Consider the following 11,583-nt stretch of genomic DNA (forward strand, 5'->3'; position numbering starts at 1 on the left):
AATCGAGCGTCGCGTCATCGCGACCACGGCGAATCAACCGATCGGTTGATCGGGCACTACTGCTGAGTGGTGAGCTCCTTGGCGACGACCTCGGCGATCTGGGCCGTGTTGAGGGCCGCGCCCTTGCGCAGGTTGTCGCCGCAGACGAACAGCTCCAGCGCCTGCGGGTCGTCCAGCGAGCGGCGGATCCGGCCGACCCAGGTCGGGTCGGTGCCGACCACGTCGGCCGGGGTCGGGAACTCCGCCTCGGCCGGGTTGTCGAACACGAGCACGCCCGGCGCGTCCCGCAGTACGTCGCGGGCCTCGTCGACGTCGACCACCTGGCCGAAGCGAGCGTGCACCGACAGCGAGTGCGTGGTGATCACCGGGACCCGGACGCAGGTCGCGGAGACCTTCAGGTCCGGGAGGTTCAGGATCTTGCGGGACTCGTTGCGGACCTTGAGCTCCTCCGACGACCAGCCGTCGTCCTTGAGCGAGCCGGCCCACGGTACGACGTTCATCGCCAGCGGTGCCGGGAACGGCCCGAGCGCATTGCCGATCACCCGGCGCACGTCGCCCGGCGTCGTCCCGAGCTCGCGGTTGCCGGCCACCTTCATCAGCTGGTCGTAGAGGGCGTCGATGCCTTCCTGACCGGCTCCCGAGGCTGCCTGGTACGACGCGACGACGAGCTGCTCGAGCTCGTACCGGTGGTGCAGCGCGCCCATCGCGACGATCATCGACAAGGTGGTGCAGTTGGGGTTGGAGATGATCCCCTTCGGCCGGTTGCGGGCCGCCTCGGCGTTCACCTCGGGCACCACCAGCGGTACGTCGGGGTCCATCCGGAAGGCGCCGGAGTTGTCCACCACGACGGCACCCTTGGCGGCGGCGATCGGCGCCCAGTGCGCGGACACCTCGTCCGGTACGTCGAACATCGCCACGTCGATGCCGTCGAAGGCGTCGGCGCTGAGCGCGACGACCTCGACCTCCTCGCCGCGGACCTTCAGCCGTTTGCCCGCGGAGCGCTCGGATGCGATCAGCCGGATCTCGCCCCAGACGTTCTCACGGGTCGAGAGCAGGGTCAGCATCACCGTGCCGACGGCGCCAGTGGCGCCGACGACCGCCAGCGATGGCAGGCCCGTCCGGTCTTCGGTCTGATCAAGAGCGCTCACAGGGGTCACCGTCCAGTTCCTCCGTACACGACAGCTTGGGTGTGCTCGTCGTCCAGGTCGAATGCAGTGTGCGCCGCGGTTACGGCGGCGTCCACCATGTGCTCGTCGACAACCACCGAGATCCGGATTTCGGATGTCGAGATCATCTCGATGTTGACGCCGGCTTCGGCCAGCGCGGAGAAGAACTTCGCCGAGACGCCCGGGTGCGAGCGCATCCCGACGCCGATCACGGAGACCTTGCCGATCTGGTCGTCGTACAGCAGTTGCTCGTAGCCGACCTCGTCCTTCTTCCGGGCCAGCGCGGACATCGCGCGGGCGCCGTCGGAGCGCGGCAGGGTGAAGGAGATGTCGGTCCGGTTGGTCGCCACCGCGGAGACGTTCTGGACGATCATGTCGATGTTCGTCTCGGCGCCGGCCACGGTCTCGAAGATCCGGGCCGCCTCACCGGGCTTGTCGGGGACGCCGACCACGGTGATCTTGGCCTCGCCGCGGTCGTGGGCCACACCGGAGATGATCGCCTGTTCCATGTTGTTCAATTCCTTCGCATCGACGACCCAGGTGCCTTCCTTCTGCGAGAAGGACGAGCGCACGTGGACAGGGACGTTGTAGCGCCGCGCGTACTCCACGCAACGCAGGTGCAGCACCTTGGCGCCGCAGGCGGCCATCTCGAGCATCTCCTCGTAGGAGATCTTCGGGATCTGCTTCGCGGCCGGCACGATCCGCGGGTCCGCGGTGAAGATGCCGTCCACGTCGGTGTAGATCTCGCAGTAGTCCGCCTCCAGGGCGGCGGCCAGCGCGACCGCGGTGGTGTCGGAGGCGCCGCGGCCCATCGTGGTGATGTCCTTGGTGTCCTGCGCGACCCCCTGGAATCCGGCCACGATCGCGACGTGACCCTCGCCGAGGGCCTCTTCGATCCGGCCCGGCGTGATGTCGATGATCCGGGCGTTGCCGTGCCGCGACGTGGTGATCACGCCGGCCTGCGAGCCGGTGAACGAGCGGGCCTCGTAGCCCAGGTTCGCGATCGCCATCGCCAGCAGGGCCGCGGAGATCCGCTCACCCGAGGTGAGCAGCATGTCCAGCTCACGCGGCGGCGGCAGCGGCGAGACCTGCTTGGCCAGGTCCATCAGTTCATCGGTGGTGTCGCCCATCGCGGAGATCACCACCACGACGTCGTTCCCGGCCTTCTTCGTCGCGACGATCCGTTGGGCCACGCGCTTGATGCAATCGGCGTCAGCGACCGAAGAACCGCCGTACTTGTGCACGACGCGTCCCACAGAGTCTCCTCATTGCTTGAATCCCCAGCCGTCCTGCACTGGTTGCGGTACGCCGTGCTGCGCTGCACCGGGCGTAGTCGTTCGGGCTCATTCTAGCCGTGATCTTCTCGTTGCCTACGGGCCGACCACCGACTGGTCCACCTGTACGGCGACTTGCCGGAGGACCGGGAGGAACGCCATCCGGCCCCCGATCCGGCCGCAGACCTTCCGCCCGATCAGACCACTTGCTTATATAAGTGGCGACTGAAATAGTGCGGATCGTGCACGCCTTCGACATTCTCGGCGACCCGGTCCGGCGGCGGATCCTGGAACTGCTCGCCGACGGCGAACTGCCGGCCGGCCAGATCGCGGCGGTCATCGGCGACGAGTTCGGCATCAGCCAGCCAGCCGTCTCCCAGCACCTGCGGGTACTGCGCGACAACGGCTTCGCCACCGTCACCGTCGAAGGCACCCGCCGCCTCTACGCCGTCGACGCCGCCCCGCTCCAGGAGATCGATGCCTGGCTGGACCGGTACCGCCGGTTCTGGACGAACCGCCTCGACGCCCTCGATATCGAACTCCGCCGCGGCCACCGAGCCAGGAAGGAACCCGGCCATGCCTGACCCCAGCACACTCTTCGGCCACACCGAGCGGCCGGCCGCTGACGATCTCAGGCCTCTTGAGGTACCGCCTGGCGTTCGACGGGTTCCGGGTCGTCCGCCGGGGTGTGCGGCGGGACGCGCAGTACGGTGACCGCTGCGACGAGGGTGAGGACCGCGGCCATCACCCAGACGTAGCGGACGCCGAAAGCCTCGACGACCACACCCGCGACCGCTGAGCCGACAGCGCCGCCTGCCATGCCGGCACTCTGCATCCAGCCGAAGGTCTCGGTCTTGACCGACTCCGGTGTCATGGCACCGAGCCGCTCGTACAGCGCGCCGACCATGGGGGCCAGTCCGCACCCTGACAGCATCAAAGCGATCCCGAGCGACACCGGCGACCAGGTGGCGAAGGCGCAGACCAGCATGCCGGTCGAGACGAGGAGCGTCCGTCGCCAGACGTACGACTTGCGGCGGCCAGGCAGAGCACCGACCAGGATGCCGCCGGCCAGGCTGCCGATTGCCCAGACCGTCTCCAGCGCACCGGCGATCAGGCGATTACCGTGCGCGTCCGCGAACGCCACGATCCCGAGTGAGACCGAGGCGAAGGCCGTGACCGAGAACGCGAAAGCAAAAATCAACGGCAGCCGGTGGCGATGCCAGAGCAACTGCGGCGCCGTCAGCCGCGCACCCTTCGACTCGTCATGCGGGACCGCCGGAGGCTGACGCAGACCGAACCACCAGATCGAAATTCCGGCCGCGACAGCAGCAGTCAGTACTCCGGCCCGCGGGCTGGCGAAGCTGACGACCAGGGCACCCAGCATCGGGCCGATCGCGAACAGCACCTCCGCCGCCGTCGCATCCAGCGCATAGACCGCCCGCAGCCGCGAGCCCTGGACGATCCGCGGCCAGGCAGCTCGCAGAGTCGACGTGACAGGCGAGACGAACGCACCGGCCAGACCGGAGATCACCGGCATGAGCCTGTACGCATCGGACGGCATCAGGGCGAGCACGGCCATCGCCACACCCCAGGCGACGCCGGTGGCGATCACGACGCCTCGGCCGCCACGACGGTCGGCCAGACGGGACCAGACCGGCCCACCGACCGCCATACCGACGGAGTACGCGCCCGCTACGACACCGGCCCACCCGAAGTTGCCGGCTGCGTCCTTGGCGAGGAAGGCCATCGGTACCAGCGACGCGATGACCGGGATCCGGGCGACCACCGCCGCGGTCAGCAGGGCGAAGACGCCCGGCGTCCGCCAGAGCGCGCGATAAGCCGACAGGTCCATGAGCCGCATTCTGTCCTGTCGCACCGACAGTCCGCCTCGGGATTTCTCCCTATTCGGACCCATTGCGAGTATGCGAACATATGTTCGTGCCCGACGGCGAAGCGACCATCCTGCATGCCGACCTGGACGCTTTCTACGCGTCGGTCGAGCAGCGGGACGACCCGCGCCTGCGTGGCCGACCGGTGATCGTCGGGGCCGGCGTGGTGCTCGCCTGCAGCTACGAGGCCAAGGCGTACGGCGTCCGCACCGCGATGAACGGTGGCCAGGCGTTCCGGCGCTGCCCGCAGGCGATCGTCGTCCACCCGCGGATGGCGGCGTACTCGGAGGCGAGCAAGGCGGTCTTCCGGGTCTTCGAGAACACCACGCCGCTGGTCGAGGGGCTGTCGATCGACGAGGCGTTCCTCGACGTCGGCGGCCTGCGCAAGATCGCCGGTACGCCGGTCGAGATCGCCCGGCGGTTGCGCGCCGCAGTACTGGCTGAGGTGGGGTTGCCGATCACTGTCGGGGTGGCGCGGACGAAGTTCCTGGCGAAGGTGGCGAGTGGGGTCGCGAAGCCGGACGGGTTGCTGCTGGTGCCGCCCGATCGGGAGCTGGAGTTTTTGCATCCGCTGGCGGTCGAGCGGCTGTGGGGTGTCGGCGAGGTGACGGCCGAGAAGTTGCGCAATCGCGGGCTGACCACGGTCGGGGATGTCGCGATCCTGCCGGAGGCGGCGCTGATCGCGATGCTCGGGCGGGCGTCGGGGCGCCATCTGCATGCCCTCGCACACAACCGCGATCCGCGGCCGATCGAGGTCGGCCGCCGACGGCGGTCGATCGGCTCCCAGCGCGCGCTCGGGCGTTCGCCGAAGTCGGCGGAGACGCTGGACGCGGTACTGGCCGGGTTGGTCGATCGGGTGACGCGGCGGATGCGGTCGGCCGGGCGGGCCGGGCGCACGGTCACGTTGCGGCTGCGGTTCGACGACTTCACCCGGGCGACCCGGTCACATACGTTGCCTCAGGCAACGGGTCAGACGCGGGCGATCCTGATCACCGCGCGCTCGCTGATGGCCACGGCACGGCCGATGATCGAGACCCAGGGCATCACCATGGTCGGCATCTCGGTCGGCAACCTGGAGAACGAGGCGACCGTGCAACTGGCGTTGCCGTTCGACAAGGCGAGCAACGACGAACTCGACTCCACGCTGGACGGCGTCCGCGACAAGTTCGGCACCAACGCCATCACGCGAGGCAACCTTCTCGGCCGCTCCCAAGGCCTGACCGTCCCCATGCTCCCGGACTGATCAATTGCCCGTCGCGCAGGTGACTTCTACCTTGCGAGGAGCGGCCTTCGGCGCCGCCAGCAGGGGTGCGAAGTAGCTGAAGGTGACCAGGAGGGCGCCGGTCGACAAAGCGGGCGTGGAGTAGGCCAGCCACAGCCGCGGGTTCGTCATCGCCCGCAGCTCGCTGGAGATCCGCGGTGCGGACGCGCGGTCCGGGGTGGTCCGCGGAACGGTGGTGAGTCCGCCGGCCACGATGCTCATCGCCCTGCCGCGGCGATGATCCGGAACCAGCCCCAGGGCGGTGACCGCGGCTACGGCCCAGAACCCGGCGTACACGAAGGCGCCGACCGCACGGCTGGCGATCGTAGTTCGGGGCCAACGCACCCACGACATGGGTGAGAGCGAACACCTCAAGGAAGGTCAGCAGCGCGGTACGACGCGGCCAGCGGATCGTGACCACGGCCAGCACCGGGGCTCCGATCAGCATGCCGATCGCGAACGCCGAGCCAAAACTTGCTCGCAGGTGGTCAAGTGGGGGCTTCGTGGCTTCAGTGGCGGGGGTAGGCGATCTCGGTGATGTCGTCCTTGAGGTCTTTCAGCATGCGTTCAGGGTTGAGTGCGGTGACGACCTCTTCGGTGAGTGGCATCAGCGCGTAGACATGCTGGACGGCGTCCAGCTCCAGCTCGACCTCGTAGTACTCCTCGGCGAAGGTCAGGTACGCCTCAGGGCGCCCGTCGGCCAGCAGTTCGAACAACCAGTCGGCGCCGTCCTCTTCAACCCCTTCGACCGGCCCGCAGTGCCACGCATCGTCGCCGGCCTGCCGCCAGAAGCAGACAGTCGCCATCCGCGTATCCGACTCGTCCCGGAACGCAGGCTCCTCCAGCGCCCCGGCGAACACGTCCGGTACGCCGTCGAACAACCCCGGCCACACCGTGTCCTGATCATCGGAGACGTACGGCGAGACCGGCGACTCATGCGCGAACCCCTGCGCGAACGCACCCGCCGGCGAGAACACGATCCAGTACTGATCGCCCTCCCCGTTGGCCATCAGTGCCGTCTCCTCGGTGTCCGACCACCGCGCATCGAAGCTGAAGTACCGCGAATCCGCTTCCGGACTCAACACCGCATCGAGCATCGCCAGAGCACGACTGGTCCGCCGCACCTTGTCGATATCGGGCAGCTGCGCGATCACCTCGTAGACAGACACGTTGCCATCTAAGCGCTTCCGCGGACCGTCCGCCTGACCGCCTGGGCCTCAGGAGCGCCGGTAGCCGATTGCGGCGATGTCGCGCTCGAGATCGTCCAGCCCCAGCTCAGGATTGAGCGCGGCGACCACCTCTTCGGTGAGCGGCTTCAACGCGTAGACATGCCGGATAGCATCGATCTCCAGAGGGCTCCCGTAGCAGTGCGTCGCGAAGCGCTGATAGGCCTCGGGGCGACCGTCGGCAAGGAGGTCGAACATCCAGTCGGCTCCGTCCTTCTCAGCGCCTTCGACGGGACCGCAATGCCACCGGTCGTCGGCCGGAGTACGCCAGAAGCACACCGTGACAGCCTGGCTGCCGTCGTGGTCGCGGAAGGCCGGCTCCTCCAAGGCGGCTGCCAGCTCATCGGGCAGGCCGACGAACAAGCCGGGCCACGTCTTTCTCGCCGGGCTGTTCCACTGCGAGATCGGCGACTCGTGATCGAAGCCCTGAGCGATCGCGCCATCAGCCGAGAAGACGATCGAGTACTGGTCGCCCGAGCCGCTCACCATCAACGCGGTCTCCTGGCCGGCTCTCCAGTGCGCGTCGAAACTGAAGTACCGGTACTCCGGTTCCGGACTCAGGACAGCGTCGAGCGTCGCGAGAGCGCGACTCGTCCTCCGGACCTCTTCGATCCCGGGCAGTCGTGCGATGACGTCATAAACGGACACGCCACCAGTGAAGCGCTTCCGGCGAAGATCCGCTCGGCCCTGTCGAGGCCTTGTGGATAACTGCTGGTCAGCGGCGCTGTACGGCCTCTTCGGCGACCTCGACGAGCTCGCGATCGGTGGCCTCGGTCTCCGGATCGTGGGCCGGCTCCAACCGGTCGTGCGCGATCAGCGACTGGATGGCCCGCAGTACTGCGCTCGCCGCCGCGCCCCAAGTGGACACGTAGGAGAACTGCCACCACCACAGCGCCTCGACAACCCGGCCCTCTTCGTAGTGCGCGAGTCCGTGCACCAGGTCGGTCGCGATCGCGGTCAGGTCGTCGGAGAGCCGGTTGACGGTGATCTCCGGCGGCGCGGCGTACGGGTCGAAGACCTCGGCGTACTCGTCCAGGCCCTCGAACAGGATCGCCAGCCGGTCCCGCATCGCGTCGAGATCCGGATCCGGACCGGCGTCGCTCTCGAACCGCTCCTCCGGGACGAAGTCCTCGAACGCACCCAGCCGCCCGCCGGCCAGCAGCAGCTGGCTCACCTCGAGCAGCAGGTACGGCAGTGAGGCGAGACCCTCGTCGACGCCGTCCTCATCAGGCTGTGCGGCGATGTCGCGCACGGAGATGAGGAAGCTCTGCACCTGGTCGGCGATCTGTTCAGCGAACTCGAGCAGGTCCTCGGAGTCCGTCGCCAGAGCACGTTGCGCAATATCGGTTGATTCAGTCATCGATCGATCGTCGCCCTTCAAACGCCCGTCCGAGTGTGACCTCGTCGGCGTACTCGAGATCACCGCCTACTGGAAGTCCACTAGCCAAACGGGTGACGCGCAACCCCATGGGCCGTAGCAAGCGGCTCAGGTAGGTCGCTGTCGCCTCACCCTCCAGGTTCGGATCGGTGGCCAAAATGATCTCGGTCACCTCACCGCTGGCGAGCCGCTGCATCAGTTCCCTGATCCGCAACTCGTCCGGCCCGATCCCCTCGATCGGCGAAATCGCGCCGCCGAGGACGTGATAGCGGCCGCGGAACTCGCGGGTCCGCTCGATCGCCACGACGTCCTTGGCCTCCTCGACCACGCAGATCAGCGCGAGGTCGCGACGCGGGTCGCGGCAGATCCGGCACTGCGTCTCCTCGGAGACGTTGCCGCAGATCTCGCAGAACTTGACCTTCTCCTTCACCTGCACGAGCACATGCGCGAGCCGGCGGACATCGGTCTCGTCGGCCGACAACAGGTGGAACGCGATGCGCTGCGCGGACTTCGGACCGACCCCGGGGAGCCGGCCAAGCTCGTCAATGAGGTCCTGGACGGCCCCTTCGTACACGTCAGCCCGGCTTCTGACCGGGCAACCCGGCCGTGCCGGATGTACCTGGGGTGCGCGTCATGCCTGGGCGCCTGGGGCTTCGGTCGCGCCCGGGGTGCCGGTCGCGCCTGGAGTGCCGGTCGCGCCTGGAGTGCCGGTCGCGCCTGGGGTGCCTGGTTTGCCGAAGCCGATGCTTGGCTTTGTGGTGTCGTCCTCGTCTTCGGCGCCGCCGAAGACACCGTCGAGACCGGGCAGACCGCCGCCGAGTCCACCGGCCAACGGACCCATCGCGCTGGCCGCGACCTGCTTGGCGTTCTCCGAGGCGTCCCGCACCGCGGCCACGATCAGATCGGCCAGCGTCTCGGTGTCGTCGGGGTCCACGGCCTGCGGCTTGATGGTCAGGCTGAGCAGTTCACCAGTGCCAGACACAAGCGCGGTCACCAGCCCACCACCGGCGCTGCCCTCGACCTCCTGGCTCTCCAGGTTGGCCTGAGCCTCCATCAACTGGCTTTGCATGGCCTGCGCCTGAGCCAGCAGATTGGACATGTCGAAGCCACCAGCGCCCTGCGAACCGCCACCGTCGAACACCGCGATCTCCCGTCCGAACTGCTTCCCAGTTCCACTTGCTCCCCGAGCCTAGCCGGTCCCCCGGACAACCCCGCCCCAAGGGAGCACCCAGGAGGAAACCGATGAGTCTCCCAAGCCTTCTCCACAAGTTGTGGACACCTTTATCCACACCCTGTGGACGACCACCGATCCCCCGTCTCCCACAGCCCCTACCCCTTGTGGATGAACCCCTCAAACCTGTGAATTCGAAAACAATTCACCTCCCACACCTTCCCAGCACCCCCCTGACAACTCCGCAGACCACCCCGGACTCACCGAAGCCCCATCCACGCCCGCCCCCGTGCCCCAGCAACTCCCGGCAAGCCGCCCCCAAACCCATCCAGAGCCACCTCGCCCCGCCACCTACCCAAAACCCCAACCCACCACCGCACCACAGCCACCTTGAGCACCCGCCAGCCACCCAATCCGGGATCGAGCGCCTGACCCGTGCCCAAAGCCCCAAGCCAGCAGCAGCCCCGGAACGCCAGCACCAACCGGACCCATTCGCGATCCGCCCCAGGCCCCACCACACCGCCGGCACCCCTCGGCAACTCCAACGGGCCGCCCGAATGCCCGAGCACCACCCACGACCAGCACACAGCCGGCACCTGGCGCACTCACCCCTCGCCCATCGCTGGCTTCGCGCGTCGCCGCTCTCCCCAGCGAGGCAGCCGGCGTAGCGCAGCGGAGCAGTCGTCGTGAGCCCTACACCCAGCAGCCTCCGCAACTCCAGCCGGCCGCGGTGAGTTGGGCGGGTTGGTTCTGCTGGTGGTGATGGTGGCTAGTTGGGTTCTTCGCTGATGATTTGGGCGCCGAGGGTTTCGGTGAGGAGGTCGGTGTGGCTGCGGGAATCCTCTTCGAGGATTACGTCGTCCTCGCCGATCGCTTCGGCCTCTTCCTCCTGGGTGAGGGGGACTTCTGCGACCTGGACCTGGGCGGCGCGGCGCTCCTGCTCGGCTGCGACTGCGGCTTCGGCGGCGCGGCGCTTGCTCGCGGCCTGTTCGCGGCGGTCTTCGGGTACCTGCTCAGGGTTCGCGGTCGGCGCCGGCGGGCCGCCTGCCTGCTGGTCGGACTGCAGCCCTGTCTGGCCGGTCGCCGCTGACGCTTCCTGCAATGCAGCAGCCGGTACTGCGGCCGCTGTCGGCGCCTGTACCGCGGTGGCGACCCCGCCACCAACGGCGGGGGCGTCCGCAGTACCGGGAGCTGAGTAGCTGTCGGTCGGGCCAGCGGCATGACCGCTGCTCGTCGGGGCGCCTGTGCCGGTGGTGGGGCCGGGGCCAGTGGCGGGGCCGGGGCCGGTGGAGGTGCCAGGGCCAGTGGCGGCGCCAGGGCCAGTGGCGGCGCCAGGGCCGGTGCCTGCGCCGGGAGAGGGGCCAGCAGGGCCGGTACCGGCACCGGGCGAGGTGCCGGTGGTGGGAGCATTGCCGCTGGATGGAGCAGCGGAGGGTGATGCGTCCCAGGACGACGAAGGTGGCGAGCTCGGGCGTGGCGGGGTCGCGGGTGGAGTTGCGCCGGGATCGCTGGATGGGTCGACGACAGCCTCGACGCGACGGTCGAGGCCGATCGTGTCGATCATCGCCTGCCGCAGGATCTCGTCGCTGCCGGAACGGGCAAAGCTCTCGCGGGCACCCGCGTTGACCAGCCCGAGCGTGAGGGTCTGCTCGTCGATCGCGATCACCTGAGCGTTCTGACTCAGCATGATCCAGGCGAACCGGCGCTTGGCCTTCACCGCCTCGAGAATCTCCGGCCACAACCGCCGCACATCCCCCAGCCCCACCGACCCTGAAGACCCACCCACCCCCGCCGGTGCCGCGCCCGCAGCAGGGCCCGCCGCACGCGGGTCGACCGAGGCGGGATAGTTCGCTGAGGTCGGAGCGCCTGGAGCGGGACTACCCGCCGCAGGCGAGCTGCTTGAAGCGGAGGCGCCCGGAGCAGGCGGGCTTCCTGGAGTCGAGGTGCCTGGAGCTGAGGCGTGCGGGTTGCCTGGACCGGAGGGCGGGCCGGAGGGCGGGCCGGATTGAGCCGGGGCAGTGGGCTCATCGCCCCAGGCGCCGGAACGCGATCCGGTGTTGTCCACCTGCGCCGGAACTGCAGGCTGCGAAGCCATCGGCTCCTGCGCCTGCCCTGATGCCTGTCCCTCGCCTTGGTCTCGACCCGCTGCCTGACCCAGTGCCTGTCCTTGGCCTTGCCCCGACGGCTGGCCTGGTGCTTGGCCCGGCGCCTGGCCCTC

General features: G+C 68.6%; 12 protein-coding genes. 2 read left to right on the forward strand and 10 right to left on the reverse strand.

Features of this window, described 5'->3' with window-relative positions; translation table 11 throughout:
• Positions 1 to 56: 56 nt before the first annotated feature.
• Both A3ES_RS0132830 and A3ES_RS0132835 read right to left on the reverse strand, forming a co-directional pair.
• Complete coding sequence (locus A3ES_RS0132830) at positions 57 to 1,157, reverse strand: aspartate-semialdehyde dehydrogenase (RefSeq protein WP_020391089.1); 1,101 nt, start codon at positions 1,155 to 1,157, stop codon at positions 57 to 59.
• Positions 1,154 to 2,422: an aspartate kinase gene (locus tag A3ES_RS0132835; RefSeq protein WP_020391090.1), complete on the reverse strand. Its 1,269-nt coding sequence runs from the start codon at positions 2,420 to 2,422 to the stop codon at positions 1,154 to 1,156. Before A3ES_RS0132835 ends, A3ES_RS0132830 begins: the two co-directional genes overlap by 4 nt.
• 236 nt (positions 2,423 to 2,658) lie before the next feature.
• On the opposite strand from A3ES_RS0132835, the gene A3ES_RS0132840 reads away from it, so the two are divergent.
• Positions 2,659 to 3,024 (forward strand): ArsR/SmtB family transcription factor, encoded by a 366-nt coding sequence (locus A3ES_RS0132840; RefSeq protein ID WP_237745127.1) that lies wholly within the window; start codon positions 2,659 to 2,661, stop codon positions 3,022 to 3,024.
• Between the two features lie 47 nt (positions 3,025 to 3,071).
• On the opposite strand, the gene A3ES_RS0132845 is transcribed toward A3ES_RS0132840, so the two are convergent.
• Positions 3,072 to 4,292: an MFS transporter gene (locus A3ES_RS0132845; RefSeq protein WP_237745128.1), complete on the reverse strand. Its 1,221-nt coding sequence runs from the start codon at positions 4,290 to 4,292 to the stop codon at positions 3,072 to 3,074.
• A gap of 80 nt (positions 4,293 to 4,372) precedes the next feature.
• On the opposite strand from A3ES_RS0132845, the gene dinB reads away from it, so the two are divergent.
• The gene (dinB, locus tag A3ES_RS0132850) at positions 4,373 to 5,572 is read left to right on the forward strand and encodes a DNA polymerase IV (protein ID WP_020391093.1); all 1,200 of its coding nucleotides are present in this window, start codon (positions 4,373 to 4,375) and stop codon (positions 5,570 to 5,572) included.
• On the opposite strand, the gene A3ES_RS49250 is transcribed toward dinB, so the two are convergent.
• From A3ES_RS49250 to A3ES_RS53550, 7 genes are all read right to left on the reverse strand, one after another.
• The gene (locus tag A3ES_RS49250) at positions 5,573 to 5,944 is read right to left on the reverse strand and encodes an MFS transporter (RefSeq protein WP_026163424.1); all 372 of its coding nucleotides are present in this window, start codon (positions 5,942 to 5,944) and stop codon (positions 5,573 to 5,575) included.
• Positions 5,945 to 6,099: 155 nt separating this feature from the next.
• Complete coding sequence (locus A3ES_RS0132860) at positions 6,100 to 6,759, reverse strand: hypothetical protein (RefSeq protein ID WP_020391094.1); 660 nt, start codon at positions 6,757 to 6,759, stop codon at positions 6,100 to 6,102.
• 48 nt (positions 6,760 to 6,807) lie between these two features.
• On the reverse strand, positions 6,808 to 7,464 hold the full coding sequence (locus tag A3ES_RS0132865) for a hypothetical protein (RefSeq protein ID WP_020391095.1): 657 nt from the start codon (positions 7,462 to 7,464) through the stop codon (positions 6,808 to 6,810).
• Between the two features lie 67 nt (positions 7,465 to 7,531).
• Positions 7,532 to 8,176: a DUF5063 domain-containing protein gene (locus A3ES_RS0132870; protein ID WP_020391096.1), complete on the reverse strand. Its 645-nt coding sequence runs from the start codon at positions 8,174 to 8,176 to the stop codon at positions 7,532 to 7,534.
• Positions 8,169 to 8,768, reverse strand: a complete 600-nt coding sequence (gene recR / locus A3ES_RS0132875) for a recombination mediator RecR (RefSeq protein WP_020391097.1) — start codon at positions 8,766 to 8,768, stop codon at positions 8,169 to 8,171. The genes A3ES_RS0132870 and recR overlap by 8 nt, the downstream gene beginning before the upstream one ends.
• Before the next feature lie 57 nt (positions 8,769 to 8,825).
• The gene (locus tag A3ES_RS56950; protein WP_020391098.1) at positions 8,826 to 9,335 is read right to left on the reverse strand and encodes a YbaB/EbfC family nucleoid-associated protein; all 510 of its coding nucleotides are present in this window, start codon (positions 9,333 to 9,335) and stop codon (positions 8,826 to 8,828) included.
• A 799-nt stretch (positions 9,336 to 10,134) separates the two neighbouring features.
• Positions 10,135 to 11,082: a hypothetical protein gene (locus A3ES_RS53550; RefSeq protein WP_157630877.1), complete on the reverse strand. Its 948-nt coding sequence runs from the start codon at positions 11,080 to 11,082 to the stop codon at positions 10,135 to 10,137.
• Positions 11,083 to 11,583: the final 501 nt, after the last annotated feature.

The organism is Kribbella catacumbae DSM 19601 (assembly GCF_000372465.1).
GTDB classification, from domain to species: Bacteria; Actinomycetota; Actinomycetes; order Propionibacteriales; family Kribbellaceae; genus Kribbella; species Kribbella catacumbae.

Bases quoted from the DNA above. Each gene is read 5' to 3' on its own strand.
- A3ES_RS0132845 (WP_237745128.1), bottom strand. From the start codon at position 4,292: ATGGACCTGTCGGCTTATCGCGCGCTCTGGCGGACGCCGGGCGTCTTC.
- dinB (WP_020391093.1), top strand. From the start codon at position 4,373: ATGTTCGTGCCCGACGGCGAAGCGACCATCCTGCATGCCGACCTGGAC.
- A3ES_RS49250 (WP_026163424.1), bottom strand. From the start codon at position 5,944: ATGTCGTGGGTGCGTTGGCCCCGAACTACGATCGCCAGCCGTGCGGTC.
- A3ES_RS0132870 (WP_020391096.1), bottom strand. From the start codon at position 8,176: ATGACTGAATCAACCGATATTGCGCAACGTGCTCTGGCGACGGACTCC.